We start from the raw sequence: 13,076 nt of genomic DNA on the forward strand, positions 1-13,076 counted from the left end.
GGTCCGGTGTGGCGGGTCCCGGGACCGCGGCCAGGGGTCCGGTACGGTCGTCTGCATGTCAGACGAGCGTCCCCAGGGCAACTACGGGTGGCTGTACGGGGACGACGAACCGACCCGTTCCGCGCCGCGGGCGGACGGTCCTCCCCCTCCCCCGCGCAGCGACCTCCCCCCGCCGAACCTCCCGCCGCCGGGGCAGCGCAACGCCGGGGCGACCCCGCCCGGCAAGCCGCGCAAGAAGCGCTTCGGCGCGCGACGCATCGTGCTGCTGCTCGTGGTCGCGTGGATCGTCTTCCTCGTCGCGGTCCCCATCTGGGCCTGGGGCAAGATCGCCAAGGTCGACGCGTCGCCCGCGAGCGGACGCCCCGACGACCAGCCCGGCACGACGTACCTGCTGGTCGGCTCCGACAGCCGCCGCGGACTGACCAAGGAGGAGCAGAAGCAGCTCTCCACCGGTGGCGACAGCGGCGGACGCGGCCGCACCGACACGATCATGCTCCTGCACACCGGCAGCGGTCCGAGCATCCTGCTGTCGATCCCGCGCGACTCCCTCGTCGACATCCCGGGCTACGGCCGCGGCAAGATCAACGCGGCGTACGCGTATGGCGGCGCGAAGCTGCTGGTCCGCACGATCGAGGGCAACACCGGCATCAAGGTCGACGACTACATCGAGGTCGGCTTCGGCGGCCTGGTCAAGGTCGTGGACTCCCTCGGAGGAGTCGAGATCTGCCCCAAGGAGGACCTGAAGGACAAGGACTCGGGCCTCGACGTGAAGAAGGGCTGCCAGACCGCCGACGGCGCGACCGCACTGGCGTACTCGCGCAACCGCCACTCGTACGCGACGCAGGACATCCAGCGCGTGCAGAGCCAGCGCGAGGTGCTCGGCTCGATCGCGGCCGAGGCCAAGTCGCCGTGGACCGTGCTCAACCCGATCCGCTACGTCCGCGTCGCGAAGGGGGCCTCGGGATCGCTGACGATCGGCGACGACGTCAGCCCGCTCGCCCTCGGGAAGTTCGCCCTCGCCCTGTCCGCGGCGATGGGCGGCAAGGGGCTCAGCTGCACCGTGCCGCTGCAGGACTTCGCGGTCAACTGGGACGCGAACCGGGCACCGAAGATGTTCGACTACATCAAGCAGGACCGGACCGACCGGATCGGCTCGCTGTGCACCAAGGACGGACTGCCCAAGCGCTGAGCCGTCAGTGCGCCCCCGTCGGGTTCGTGCGGCCGGACCACGAGCGGCGGGCGCCCTGGTCGAGGCCGACAGCGCGCACCTGGCTGACGATCCCGACCACCGCGATCACGAGCGCGAGCACGGCCCACCATCCCTCGTGGTCGACCCGGCTGGTGACCGCTCGCGACTCGAAGTCCGCGGTGTCGATCGCCCCCGTGAGCAGCATGAGCCCCGTGACGACGGCGGTGGCGCCTGCCGTGCCGCTCACGACGACGAGCAGGATCGACGGCAGCTGCACCATGATCGCGAGCGCGGCCACGAGCACCCCGACGACGACGCCGACCGCGATCGGCACCCAGGACCACGAGACGTCCAGCGCGACCATCGCGGCCGAGCCCAGCACGAAGCCCGCCGAGCCCATCGCGACGACGACGGCCACGGCGTAGTAGACGTAGGCGATCGCCGCGAAGAGGACGGCCAGGACCACCGCCACGACCCAGCCGAGCCAGGTCGTCAGGTAGCCGTCGCCGCTGGCGGAGGACTCGATCCCGGCGCCCAGGGAGAACCCGACGAACGCGCCCCACATCGACAGGGCGAGGCGCAGCGCCCAGTAGCCGCGAAAGCACAGCAGCGCCCCGGCCAGGACGGCAAGGAGGCCCAGCACGACGTCCTGCATGCGGATCACACCCTTCGAGAACGGCCCGGTCGGCGGTCCGGCCGGTGCGATCGTCTCAGTGCGGCGACAGTCGCGCCAGGGCCGTTCTGCCCGTTCTCCGACGGGTCCTCGCGGCACGCCGCAGGCGGCGCCCGAGCGGCGATGAGGGACTCGATAGATTGTGAGCATGACTTCTGCGGATCTGGCCGGGGCCCACGCCTACGGCATCGCGACCCTGACCGACGACGGAACGGTGCTCGACGTCTGGTTTCCCGAGCCCCGCCTCGGCCCGGCCCCCGAGGCCGTGGTGGAGCCGGCCGAGCTGACCGCGCTGTCCGGCGACGACGAGGTGCGCGGCGTCCGCAGGGCCGTCGTCCTGGTCGAGGTCCCTGACCTGCAGGCTCCGCCCGCCGACGCGTACGACGTGTGGCTGCGCCTGCACCTGCTCTCGCACCGTCTCGTGAAGCCGCACGGGCTCAGCCTGGAGGGCCAGTTCGGCCTGCTCGCCAACGTCGTGTGGACCTCGATCGGCCCGTGCCCGGTCGACGGCTTCGAGGCGATCCGGGCCCGCGCCCGCGCCGCCGGCCTGCACGTCCAGGTCACCAGCGTCGACAAGTTCCCGCGGATGACCGACTACGTCGTGCCCACCGGCGTGCGCATCGGCGACGCGGACCGCGTACGCCTGGGTGCCCACCTCGCGGAGGGCACGACCGTGATGCACGAGGGCTTCGTCAACTTCAACGCCGGCACGCTCGGCACCGCGATGGTCGAGGGCCGCATCTCGGCCGGCGTCACGGTCGGCGACGGCTCCGACATCGGTGGCGGCGCCTCGATCATGGGCACCCTCTCCGGTGGTGGCAAGGAGGTCATCACCGTCGGCGAGAACAGCCTGATCGGCGCCAACGCCGGCATCGGCATCTCGCTGGGCGATGACTGCGTCGTCGCCGCGGGCACATACGTCACGGCCGGCTCCAAGGTGCGCATGCCCGACGGCGCGGTCGTCAAGGCGTCCGAGCTGTCCGGCCAGGACGGCATCCTGTTCCTCACCAACAGCGAGACAGGTGCGCTCGAGGCGCGCCCGCGCGGCGCCCGCACCGGCATCGAGCTCAACGCCGACCTGCACGCCAACTAGCGGCCGCTGGTGAGATTCCGCTGGTTCGTCGTCCTCGGACTGGTTGCCTCCGTGGTGCTGGTCGGGTCGACCCTCCGGGACCGCGCTCCCCTGCGCGCCGAGTACTGCGTCGCGAACGTCAACGGCGTCCGCGCCCAGGTCGATCTCGAGCAGGGCCGCTGGTCGTCGCTGATGGCGGCGATCGCCCAGCGCCGTGGCCTGCCGCCCCGTGCCACGACGATCGCGATCGCGACGGCGTTCCAGGAGTCCAGGATCCACAACATCGACTACGGCGACCGCGACTCCGTCGGCCTGTTCCAGCAGCGTCCGTCGCAGGGCTGGGGCTCGATCGCGGAGATCATGGACCCCCACTACTCCACGGGCGCCTTCTACGACGCGCTGGAGAAGGTCGACGACTACACCGGGATGAAGATCAACGACGCCGCACAGCTCGTGCAGCGGTCGGGGCACCCCGGGGCGTACGCCCAGCACGAGAACTACGCCCGGGCGCTCGCATCGGCGCTGCGCGGCTACAGTCCCGCTCGCTTCAGCTGCCAGATCAACCCCGGCGGCGTGGGCAGCACGACGAAGGTGGTCCAGGACGTCGAGAAGTCCTTCGGTGACATCGCGGTGGAGCAGGACGGCGACGACGCGCGCTACCCGCTCACCGGGCGATCAGCGGACGTACGGGCGCGGGGCTGGGCGATCGCGCACTACCTGGTGGGCAATGCGTCCGAGCTCGGCATCAGCGAGGTCTCGTTCGCGCGGCGCACCTGGAAGGCCTCGTCGTCCGACCGCGGCTGGGTCAAGGACCCCGACGTGCCCAGGACCGAGGTCCGGGTCTCCACCAACTGACCCCACCCCGCCCAGATTTGCGGACTCCTGCACGTTTCCGCCAGCGGATTGCGTGCAAAGGTCCGCAGATCTGGGTTGGGGTGGCGGTCAGGCGGTGAGGCGGGCGACGGCGGCAGCGATGCGCTCGTCGGTGGCCGTGAACGCGACGCGTACGTGGTGGGACCCCGCGGCACCGTAGAAGTCTCCCGGAGCCGCGAGGATGCCGCGCTCGGCCAGCCAGTCGATCGTGTCCCGGCACGGCTCACCACGGGTGGCCCAGAGGTACAGCGCGCCGTCGGAGTGCTCGATCGTGAAACCGGCCGACTCCAGCGCGGCCCGCAGGTCCGCCCGCCGCGCGGCGTACACCGCGCGCTGCTGCTCGACGTGCGTGTCGTCGGCCAGCGCTGCGGCCATCGCGGCCTGCACAGGGGTCGGCAGCATGAAGCCGAGGTGCTTGCGGACCGCCAGGAGCTCGGAGACGACGGCCTGGTCGCCGACCACGAACGCGTCGCGGTAGCCGGCCAGGTTGGACCGCTTCGACAGCGAGTGCACGGCCAGCAGCCCCTCGAAGGAGCCGCCGCAGATGTCGGGGTGCAGCACCGACATCGGGCTGCCGTCCCACGCGAACTCGAGATAGCACTCGTCAGAGACGAGCAGCGCATTGCGCTCGCGGGCGAACTGGACGACCTTGCGGAGGTGGTCGGGCCCGAGGATCTGCCCGTGCGGATTGGCCGGGGAGTTGAGGTAGATCAGCGCGGGACGGCGCGGGCCGATCGCGACCGTGGAGTCGGCGGCCAGCACCTCGCAGCCGGCGAAGCGGGCCCCCACCTCGTACGTCGGATAGGCCAGCTCGGGGATGACGACCAGGTCGCCGGCGCCGAGGCCCAGCTGGACCGGGAGGTTGGCGATGAGCTCCTTGGAGCCGATCGTGGGCAGCACCTCCGAGGGGCTGAGACCGGTGACACCGAAGCGCCGCTCGATCCAGTCGACCGCGGCCTGGCGCAGCGACTCGGGGCCGAACACCGTCGGGTAGCCGGGGGCGTCCGCCGCGTCCACCAGCGCCTCGCGGGCGACCGCGGGCGTGGGGTCGACCGGCGTACCGATCGACAGGTCGACGATGCCGTCAGGGTGCGCGGCGGCGCGTGCCTTGGCACCGGCCAGGGTGTCCCACGGGAACTCGGGGAACCGCTCCGAGACGGAGGGCATCGCGGACTACTCCTGGTTCTGCGGAGGGAGCGCTGCGATGATCGGGTGATCCTTGTCGATCACGCCCATCTTCGCTGCACCGCCCGGGGAGCCCAGGTCGTCGAAGAAGTCGACGTTCGCGGTGTAGTAGTCCTTCCACTCCGGCGGCGTGTCGTCTTCGTAGAAGATCGCCTCGACGGGGCAGACCGGCTCACATGCACCGCAGTCCACGCACTCGTCCGGGTGGATGTACAGCATGCGCTTGCCCTCGTAGATGCAGTCCACGGGGCATTCGTCCACACACGCGCGGTCCTTGATGTCCACACACGGCTGGGCGATCACGTACGTCACGGGCAGTTCTCCTTCGGCGAGCTGACTCCAGTATCCCGTCCACCCGGCGAGCCCCTCTAGTAAGGCTCACCTGAGACGACGTGGAAGTCTTGCCCCATGACTCTAGACGCTGCGGTGATCGGTCGGCGCATCGTCGTGCGCCATGAGACCGGAGGTGTCGGTGTCTCGGGCGGTCCCGAGATGAGCGACGTGATCGGTCACGTGACGGCCGTGGACGCCACGTCCGTCACGCTCGAGCTGCGCGACGGGCGTACGGCCGACGTCGCGCTGTCCACGATCGTCGCCTGGAAGCCGGTCCCGGAGCGGCCGTTGCGGCGGCGGAGGGCCTTGTCGATCGACGCCGACGAGCTGACCCGGATCACGTCCCTCGGCTGGCCAGCGATCGAGTCGGTCGCTCTCGGCGAGTGGGAGCTGCGGGCGTCGGGTCGCTTCACGGGCCGAGCGAACTCGGTCGCGACGACGGGCTCCCCCGGTGTGCCGTTCGACCAGGCGCTGCAGGAGGTCGAGGGGTTCTACGCCGCCCGGTCGCTGCCCGCACAGGCGCAGGTGATCGTGGGATCGTCGCACGAGCGCTCGTTCTCCGACGCCGGCTGGGTGCGGAAGGACGGCTACTACGGCGGTGCGGTCGTGCAGGTCGCCGATCTCGAGCCCGCGTACGAGGCCGATCCGGAGGCGCGGATCTCACCGAGGGCGGACGACGAGTGGCTCGCGCACTACGGGCGCGTCGACGACCCTGCCAGCGCCCGCGCGGTGATGGAGGCCCCGTCCCGGGTGGGGTTCGTGTCGATCGGCGGCCCGGTGCTGGCGATCGGCCGGGTCGTGGTGATCGGCGAGTGGGCCGGGCTGTCGGCCGTCGAGGTCGTCCCGTCGGCCCGGCGGCAGGGCCTGGCCCGTCGCATCGTCGAGACGTCCCTCGCCTGGGGGGTCGAGCACGGGGCCGACAAGGCGTACCTGCAGACCATGCGCACCAACACCGCGGCCCTCGCGCTCTACGAGCCCTACGGCTTCACCGACCACCACGACTACGTCTACCTCCAGCCCCCCGCCCCCGTCCGCTGAGGCGCGGCTCCCGTCCGCCGAGGCGCGGCTCCCGTCCGCTGAGGCGCGCCCCCGCCCACCGACGGGAGCCTCGGCGTCAGTCGTCCTTCGGCTTCTTGCCGCAGACGACGCGGTCCGCGGCCTGGTACTTAGCCGTGTCGGTCTCCGTCTTGACCTTCTTGCCGTCACGGAAGAACGTGCGGTAGATGTCGATGTCGAATCCCTCGACCGGCCCCTGCGGGACGCAGCGGTCCGTGTCGTCGTACTGGGTCCCGGGGCTGCGTCCGTTGCGCCGCTCGGACTTGCCCGCCTCGATCTTGTCCCAGACCTTGGTGCTCCAGAGCTCGACGTGCATCTTGCCCGGTGACGACGGCGTGCTCTTGTCGACGTACGACCGCACGAGCACGCCGTACTTGGTCGGGTTCTTCCAGCGCAGGTCGAGGCTGCCGAAGTAGACCGTGGCCTCGCGGCCGACCGGGTAGCGATCGATGTAGAACGCGTGCGGGTGGTGCTCGACGTCGTCCATGCCGCCGAAGAAGGCGGCGTTGTACATCGTCGTCGCGACCTGCGACACGCCGCCGCCGAGCTCCTCACGGAACACGCCACCGTTGATGACCGTGCCGTTGACGAAGCCGTTGGCCTCGGTGCGCTCCCCCACGACGTCGTTGAAGCTGAACGTCTCGCCGGGCTTGATGATCGTGCCGTCGATGAGCTCGGCGGCGCGGCCCTGGTTGATGTTGCGGTACTCGGCGTACGGGAACTCGGTCGTGAACTCGCCGACCTTCTCAGTGATCTTGAGCGCCTTGGCGTCCTTGGTCGTGAACAGAGGCTGGACGACCTTCGCCTCGATCTTGACGCGCCGTGCGTCGCCGGTCTTGGTGAGCGCCGGGACCAGCTTGGTGGCCATTTCCTTGGGCTGCAGGCCGAGGCCCTCCTTGCCCGGCACCACGACGGGCTTGCCGTTCTGGATCCTGACGGTTGCGTCCACGGCCTTCTTGCCGATGCCGGTCGTCGACGCGGTCAGCGGCTTGGCGAGCTTCTTGGCGTCGATGTGCGGGGTGAGCTGATTCTCCTCGACCCGGATGACGAGCGCTGGGGCGTACGCCGTGACCGGCAGCTCGACGTCCTTGTCGCCGACCGAGAGGGTCACGGGTCCGCTGACCACGGTCTTCGCGACTGTGCCCATCGCCTCGTCGAGCGCCTCAGCGTCCACCGATGGCTCGACCTCGACAGTGGGCACCGCGATGGGCTCGTCGCTGACCAGGTACGTCGCGCGGATCGCTTCGGCGGTGTCCGACTTCGACACGACCAGTCCCGCCTTGGGCTTCCGCGCGACCGGCTTGCCCTCGGGGAAGGTGATCTGCGGCTCGACCACGTCCTTGTCGACCGACTCGCTGATCGTGCCGATCGCGCTGTCCAACGCGGCGTCGTCCACGTAGAGCACCGGAGCGGTCGCGTGCTCGCCCGCGAACAGAGCCACCATGTCGCGGGGGTCCCAGCTGCGTCGTCCGCCGGCCACCTCGACCGAACCCTCGACGTCGAGCGTCAAGCCGGCGTCCTTCGGGGCGATCTGGAAGTCCTTCTTGCCGTGCGTCAGCTCGATCTCGCGGTCCGCGTTGGGCGACAGCTCGCGATCCACGAGCGTACGCGCGGCGGACGGCGACTTGCCGCTGACGTCGACGCCGCCGATCGTCGCGTTCGCGGGCATGCGGGTGCCGGTCAGGAAGTAGCCAGCGACGTACGCCGCGCCGACCAGGGCCACCAGCAGCAGCAGGGTGTTGCGCAGCCAGTGACGCCTCGGCTTCTGCGGCGGCGGCGCGGGCGGCTCGGCGTGCTGGTCGGGCTCGTCCACCTCGTTCGGGAAGGCTCCGGCCGGGATGACGACGTCATCCGGCTGGTGAGCGGGGCGTGGCTCGTACGCCGGCTCGGGCTCGTCCTCGTCCTCCTCGGGACCGACGGGGTCGTCGCCATTGCCGAGGACGTCCTCGACCTCGTCGTCGGTGAACGCGTCGTCCGGCTCGGGATCCTCGTCATCATCGTCCGCGACGGCTGGCTCGGGGCGCTGGTCCTCCTCCGGGCCCAGGTCGAGCTCATCGTCCTCGACGACCAGCCCGGGTTCAGCATCCGTACGCGACTCCTCAGCGTCCGTGCGCGACTCGCCAGCGTCCGTGCGCGACTCGTCGGCGCCCGTACGCGACTCGCCAGCGCCCGTACGCGACTCCTCAGCGTCCGTGCGCGACTCGTCGGGGGTGGGGTCGGGACGGTCGGTCATGCATCTCTCCCGTACACGGTCTTCTCCGACTCCGGCAGCCTGACGATCGTTCCGTAGTGGGAACGGTAGTAGAGCAGCGGGTCGTCCAGGTCGTCCTGCACCCCGGCGCCCACGACCGCACCGATGATGACGCTGTGGTCACCGCCGTCGACGACGGTCTCGGTGCGGCACTCGAGCCAGGACAGCGACTGGTCCAGCAGCACCACCCCGGACTCGCCACGACGGTGCGGAACGTCGTCGAACTGCGTCGCGAGCGGGCGACCGCGGTGGGCGAACCACGCAGACGCCGCGATGCCCTCCTCCGCGAGGATCGAGACCCCCCAGATGCCGCTGGCGAGGACTGCGTCGTGGAAGCGGCTGCTCTTGTGCGAGCACACCAGCACGAGGGGCGGGTCCAGCGAGACCGAGCTGAACGCGCTCGCGGTCATCGCGTGGTCCACCCCGTCCAGGACCGTCGTCACGACGGTCACGCCGCTGGCGAACCGGCCCAGAGCCCCTCGGAATGCACTGGGATCGACCGTCACCGTCATGACACCAGCCTAGGAGATTTGAGCACGGCCAGGACGACGACCCCCAAGGACGAGACGGTGAATCCCCAGCCGAGCCAGTCCGCCGCGACGAGGTAGCTACCGCCCGGCGACCACTGCAACGCCAGCAGGCCGACGGCCCACCCGAGGGCGAACCACGCCGCACCGAGCCGGACGAGCACCCCCGACGCGACCGCGACGGCGTACGCCACGAGGACTGCGAGCGCGGCGCCCCACGGCCAGTCGATCCCACCGACAACCCATACGTGCCGGTGCACGACCGCGCCCAGCACGCACACGTAGAGCCCCAGCAGCACGAGGGCGGCACGACGCACGGCGGTCTACAGTCCCGCGAAGAGGTCTTCCTCGAACCCGCTCTCGCCCACCGGCCCGCGGGTCCCCTTCACCAGCCGGTAGAACTCGCTCCCCCACACCATCGAGGCGACGTCGATCCCGCCGGCGAAGAATGCGCCGTCCTCGGTGATCTGCGTCTTGTGCGCCTTCATGGCAGCGATCTTGGCCGGCACGTGCTCGGGCCCGACGACCATCGCGTCAAGGTACTCGTCCTCGATCGCGAACGGCGGCAGGTTGTCGGGGTCCATGCCCTCGAACGACGTGGTGTCGCCGGACTCGCGGATCTCGCGCAGGCCGTCGCGGAAGCGCGAGGCCGACATCGCGACCCAGTAGACCTTCGCGACGTCCCACGCGTCGCCGAGCTCGGGCCTGAACGACCGGGCGGCGGCGAGATCGGCCGCGTAGTGCGCGACACGGTGGGCCTGCACGTGGTCGGGATGGCCGTAGTTGCCGAACTGGTCGTACGTCACGAGCACCTGCGGGCGCACCTCGCGGATGATCTCGACGAGCAGCGAGGCCGCCTCGAGCAGGTCCGCGTGCCAGAACGCGTTGTCGTGGATCTCGTCGGCGGCGGTCGCGTGACCGTTCTCGTCCCACTTCATCCCTGAGTCGCGGAACCGCCCCTCCCCGCCGAGGAAGCGGTGGTCGGTGACGCCGAGCGCCTTCATCGCGTCGGCGAGCTCGCCCACGCGGTGCTGGCCCAGCATGTCGTCGCGAGCGGCGGCGAGGTGCTCGAGCTCGGGCACCAGGACCTCGCCCATCTCGCCCAGGGTGCAGGTGACCAGGGTGACGTGCGCGCCCTCCTGCACGTACTTGGCCATCGTCAGGCCGTTGTTGATCGACTCGTCGTCGGGATGGGCGTGCACGAGCAGGATCCGACGGTCAGCAAGGGGCATGCCGCAAGGCTACTGAAGCGGCCCGACATGCGTGGATTTGCGCGCCTGGTGCTGGTCGACCGCGGCACGCTCGACCGCGGCTGGGCGTACGCCGTGCTGCCGGTCGCGATCATCGCCGCCGCGGCGACCCGCGTGCTCACGATGTTCGAGGCGAAGGCCGAGGACACCCCGTCGGACGACCGCGACCACTGAGCACTCCCGCCGCCAAGGGTGGTTATGTAGGGGCATGACCGTGTCCTATCCCCGTCTGGCCGCCCGTACGCTCCGCTTCACGCTCGGCATCCCGCGCAACATCACGGTGTCGCCCGACGGCCGGACCGTCCGCTTCATCCGTACGCCCGACGGCGTGACCCGCACGGGCCAGCTGTGGGAGCACGACGTCGAGACGGGCACGGAGTCGATCCTGGTCGACCCGGTCGCCCTGCTCGGCGAGGGCGGCGAGGAGCTGTCCGCGGATGAGCGGTCACGCCGCGAGCGCAGCCGCGAGTCCGCCGCGGGCGTCGTGGCGTACGACGTCGACGACACCGGTCGCTGGGCCTGCTTCACCCTCTCCGGCCAGCTGTGGGCCGTGGAGCTCGGTGCGCGAGCGGTCACCGCGCTGCCGAGCGTCGGCGCGGTCATCGATCCGCACCTGGACCCGACCGGGTCCCGCATCGCGTACGCCTCGGGCGGCGCGCTGCGTGTCATCGGCGTCGACGGCCAGGACGAGCGCGCGCTGGTCGAGCCCGAGTCGCCCACCGAGGTCTGGGGGCAGGCGGAGTTCATCGCCGCCGAGGAGATGGAGCGCTTCCGCGGCTTCTGGTGGGCGCCGGACGGGACGTCGCTGCTGGTCGAGCGGTTCGACGACGCGCCCGTGCAGATCTGGCACATCGCCGATCCCGAGCATCCCGAGCGCGAGCCCGTGGCCCAGCGCTACCCCTCCGCGGGCACGTCCAACGCCGAGGTGACCCTGTGGCACGTGGCCCTCGACGGCAGCCGCACCGAGATCCGGTGGGACCGCGCGACGTACGAGTACCTGGGCCGGGTCAGCTGGACCGGGCACGGCGCTCCCCTGCTGCAGGTCATGAGCCGCGACCAGAAGTCCTCGCAGATCCTGGCGGTCGACGTCGCGACCGGCGCCACCACGGTCGTGCGCGAGCTCCACGACACGTCCTGGGTCGAGCTGTCGTCCGCCCCGCGACACGCGCCGGGCGGACGACTGGTCACGGTCGAGGACGTCGACGGCTGGCGGCGCGTCATCGTGGACGGCTCACCCGTCTCGCCGGACGGCTGGCAGGTTCGCGGGGTCGTCGAGGCCTTCGAGGACTGCGTCGTCGCCACCGCCTCGCAGGACCCGACACAGATCCAGGTCGTGCGGTTCTCGTACGACGGCACCGCGACCCCCGTGACCGAGGGGCCGGCCGTCCACGGCGCGGTCCTCGGCGGTCCGACCACGGTCATCGTCCGGTCCGGTCTGGACGTCGTGGGCACGACCGTCGTCGTGCATCGCGAGGACGCCGACCCCAGCGCGATCCGCGTCGTGGCCGAGCCCGCACCGTTCGAGCCCGTGGTCACGATGATCGAGGCCGGCGAGCGCCGCCTCCGCACCGCGGTCCTGTTCCCACGCGACCACCAGCGCGGCTCGGCCCGCCTGCCCGTCCTGATGGACCCGTACGGTGGCCCGCACGCCCAGCGCGTGCTGTCCTCGGCTCGCGCATTCATCGAGGCGCAGTGGCTCGCGGACCAGGGATTCGTCGTGGTCGTCGCCGACGGTCGTGGCACGCCCGGTCGTGGGTACGACTGGGAGCGCGCGGTGCTGCACGAGTTCGCCACCGTCACGCTCGACGACCAGGTCGACGCCCTGCAGGCCGTCGCGGCGGCGTACCCGGACGACGTCGATCCCTCCCGGGTCGGCATCACCGGCTGGTCGTACGGCGGCTACCTCTCGGCGCTGGCCGTGCTCAAGCGTCCCGACGTCTTCCACGCCGCGGTCGCGGGCGCGCCGGTGACCGAGTGGCGCCTCTACGACACCTGCTACACCGAGCGCTACCTCGGCGACCCGCGTACGCGGCCCGAGGTCTACGACCGCAACTCGTTGATCCCCATGGCGCCTGCCCTGGAGCGGCCGCTCATGATCATCCACGGCCTGGCGGACGACAACGTCGTCGCGGCCCACACGCTGCAGCTCTCGTCCGCCCTCCTCGCGGCGGGCCGCGCCCACACGGTCCTGCCGCTGTCGGGGGTCACGCACATGACGCCCCAGGAGGTCGTCGCGGAGAACCTCAAGCTGCTCCAGCTCGACTTCCTCAAGGAGCACCTCAGCGCTTGAGGCGCTGAGGTCCGTCGGGCAGCGGCGGCGGCTCCGGGGCGGCGCGATCGTCGCCGGCGAGCCAGCCGCCGTGCTCGTCGACCAGCTCGGCCACCCGGTCGTCGAACGGCTCGACGACCAGCACCCAGGCCCGGTCGTCCCAGTCCTCCTCGCCCGCGAACGCCTCACGTCGCAGGGTGGTGGCGTAGCCCTCGCGCTCGAGCGCCACGACGAGCTCGTCCGCGTCCTCGCCCTCGTCGAAATAGACCGCGTCCATGACCTGATCGTATGATGGCGCGGTACGCATCCCCGAGGACGAGGTCACCGGTCCGTTGAAGCTCTGAGGTCAGATCCCGCGCAGCAGCCCGCTTCGGCCTGCGCACCCATCGACCTCATGG

General features: G+C 70.9%; 14 protein-coding genes. 6 read left to right on the top strand and 8 right to left on the bottom strand.

Translation table 11 applies throughout. The features are described 5' to 3' along the window. Positions 1 to 55: 55 nt before the first annotated feature. Entirely contained in the window at positions 56 to 1,189 is a 1,134-nt protein-coding gene (locus tag GEV26_RS12965; RefSeq protein WP_153653659.1) for an LCP family protein, read from the top strand. Positions 1,190 to 1,193: 4 nt separating this feature from the next. Here GEV26_RS12965 and GEV26_RS12970 read toward each other — a convergent pair whose 3' ends face one another. After that, complete coding sequence (locus GEV26_RS12970; RefSeq protein ID WP_153653661.1) at positions 1,194 to 1,844, bottom strand: TM7S3/TM198-like domain-containing protein; 651 nt, start codon at positions 1,842 to 1,844, stop codon at positions 1,194 to 1,196. Positions 1,845 to 2,010: 166 nt separating this feature from the next. Between GEV26_RS12970 and dapD the strand changes: the two genes are divergently transcribed. Beyond that, complete coding sequence (gene dapD, locus GEV26_RS12975) at positions 2,011 to 2,955, top strand: 2,3,4,5-tetrahydropyridine-2,6-dicarboxylate N-succinyltransferase (RefSeq protein ID WP_153653663.1); 945 nt, start codon at positions 2,011 to 2,013, stop codon at positions 2,953 to 2,955. 9 nt (positions 2,956 to 2,964) lie between these two features. Beyond that, positions 2,965 to 3,789, top strand: a complete 825-nt coding sequence (locus tag GEV26_RS12980; protein WP_153653664.1) for a VldE C-terminal domain-containing protein — start codon at positions 2,965 to 2,967, stop codon at positions 3,787 to 3,789. Positions 3,790 to 3,876: 87 nt separating this feature from the next. On the opposite strand, the gene dapC is transcribed toward GEV26_RS12980, so the two are convergent. Continuing rightward, positions 3,877 to 4,974: a succinyldiaminopimelate transaminase gene (dapC, locus tag GEV26_RS12985; protein ID WP_153653666.1), complete on the bottom strand. Its 1,098-nt coding sequence runs from the start codon at positions 4,972 to 4,974 to the stop codon at positions 3,877 to 3,879. Between the two features lie 6 nt (positions 4,975 to 4,980). Next, positions 4,981 to 5,304: a ferredoxin gene (gene fdxA, locus GEV26_RS12990; protein ID WP_153653668.1), complete on the bottom strand. Its 324-nt coding sequence runs from the start codon at positions 5,302 to 5,304 to the stop codon at positions 4,981 to 4,983. Positions 5,305 to 5,400: 96 nt separating this feature from the next. On the opposite strand from fdxA, the gene GEV26_RS12995 reads away from it, so the two are divergent. Further along, a complete protein-coding gene (locus GEV26_RS12995) occupies positions 5,401 to 6,363 on the top strand; it encodes a GNAT family N-acetyltransferase (protein ID WP_153653670.1) in 963 nt (320 codons plus the stop codon). 76 nt (positions 6,364 to 6,439) lie between these two features. Here the strand turns inward: GEV26_RS12995 and GEV26_RS13000 are convergent, their stop codons facing one another. The 4 genes from GEV26_RS13000 to mshB are packed head-to-tail and all read right to left on the bottom strand — an operon-like array spanning position 6,440 to position 10,391. Next, positions 6,440 to 8,614 carry a VanW family protein gene (locus GEV26_RS13000; protein WP_153653671.1) on the bottom strand — a complete coding sequence of 725 codons (2,175 nt, stop codon included), beginning with the start codon at positions 8,612 to 8,614 and terminating at the stop codon, positions 6,440 to 6,442. Then, positions 8,611 to 9,144 (bottom strand): flavin reductase family protein, encoded by a 534-nt coding sequence (locus GEV26_RS13005; protein WP_153653673.1) that lies wholly within the window; start codon positions 9,142 to 9,144, stop codon positions 8,611 to 8,613. Before GEV26_RS13005 ends, GEV26_RS13000 begins: the two co-directional genes overlap by 4 nt. Next, on the bottom strand, positions 9,141 to 9,476 hold the full coding sequence (locus GEV26_RS13010) for a hypothetical protein (RefSeq protein ID WP_153653675.1): 336 nt from the start codon (positions 9,474 to 9,476) through the stop codon (positions 9,141 to 9,143). Before GEV26_RS13010 ends, GEV26_RS13005 begins: the two co-directional genes overlap by 4 nt. A 6-nt stretch (positions 9,477 to 9,482) precedes the next feature. After that, the gene (mshB, locus tag GEV26_RS13015; RefSeq protein ID WP_153653677.1) at positions 9,483 to 10,391 is read right to left on the bottom strand and encodes an N-acetyl-1-D-myo-inositol-2-amino-2-deoxy-alpha-D-glucopyranoside deacetylase; all 909 of its coding nucleotides are present in this window, start codon (positions 10,389 to 10,391) and stop codon (positions 9,483 to 9,485) included. Between the two features lie 27 nt (positions 10,392 to 10,418). Here mshB and GEV26_RS13020 point away from each other — a divergent pair, with 27 nt between their 5' ends. Both GEV26_RS13020 and GEV26_RS13025 read left to right on the top strand, forming a co-directional pair. Then, positions 10,419 to 10,583: a hypothetical protein gene (locus GEV26_RS13020; protein ID WP_153653679.1), complete on the top strand. Its 165-nt coding sequence runs from the start codon at positions 10,419 to 10,421 to the stop codon at positions 10,581 to 10,583. A 34-nt stretch (positions 10,584 to 10,617) separates the two neighbouring features. After that, positions 10,618 to 12,699, top strand: coding sequence for a S9 family peptidase (locus GEV26_RS13025; RefSeq protein ID WP_153653681.1), 2,082 nt, complete (start codon positions 10,618 to 10,620; stop codon positions 12,697 to 12,699). On the opposite strand, the gene GEV26_RS13030 is transcribed toward GEV26_RS13025, so the two are convergent. Beyond that, positions 12,689 to 12,955, bottom strand: a complete 267-nt coding sequence (locus GEV26_RS13030) for a hypothetical protein (RefSeq protein ID WP_153653683.1) — start codon at positions 12,953 to 12,955, stop codon at positions 12,689 to 12,691. The genes GEV26_RS13025 and GEV26_RS13030 overlap by 11 nt on opposite strands. Positions 12,956 to 13,076: the final 121 nt, after the last annotated feature.

The organism is Aeromicrobium yanjiei, assembly GCF_009649075.1.
In the GTDB taxonomy this organism is placed as follows: domain Bacteria; phylum Actinomycetota; class Actinomycetes; order Propionibacteriales; family Nocardioidaceae; genus Aeromicrobium; species Aeromicrobium yanjiei.

Coding starts and splice junctions, on each gene's coding strand:
- GEV26_RS12965 (WP_153653659.1), top strand. CDS start 56: ATGTCAGACGAGCGTCCCCAGGGCAACTACGGGTGGCTGTACGGGGAC.
- GEV26_RS12970 (WP_153653661.1), bottom strand. CDS start 1,844: ATGCAGGACGTCGTGCTGGGCCTCCTTGCCGTCCTGGCCGGGGCGCTG.
- dapD (WP_153653663.1), top strand. CDS start 2,011: ATGACTTCTGCGGATCTGGCCGGGGCCCACGCCTACGGCATCGCGACC.
- dapC (WP_153653666.1), bottom strand. CDS start 4,974: ATGCCCTCCGTCTCGGAGCGGTTCCCCGAGTTCCCGTGGGACACCCTG.
- GEV26_RS12995 (WP_153653670.1), top strand. CDS start 5,401: ATGACTCTAGACGCTGCGGTGATCGGTCGGCGCATCGTCGTGCGCCAT.
- GEV26_RS13000 (WP_153653671.1), bottom strand. CDS start 8,614: ATGACCGACCGTCCCGACCCCACCCCCGACGAGTCGCGCACGGACGCT.
- GEV26_RS13005 (WP_153653673.1), bottom strand. CDS start 9,144: ATGACGGTGACGGTCGATCCCAGTGCATTCCGAGGGGCTCTGGGCCGG.
- mshB (WP_153653677.1), bottom strand. CDS start 10,391: ATGCCCCTTGCTGACCGTCGGATCCTGCTCGTGCACGCCCATCCCGAC.
- GEV26_RS13020 (WP_153653679.1), top strand. CDS start 10,419: ATGCGTGGATTTGCGCGCCTGGTGCTGGTCGACCGCGGCACGCTCGAC.
- GEV26_RS13025 (WP_153653681.1), top strand. CDS start 10,618: ATGACCGTGTCCTATCCCCGTCTGGCCGCCCGTACGCTCCGCTTCACG.
- GEV26_RS13030 (WP_153653683.1), bottom strand. CDS start 12,955: ATGGACGCGGTCTATTTCGACGAGGGCGAGGACGCGGACGAGCTCGTC.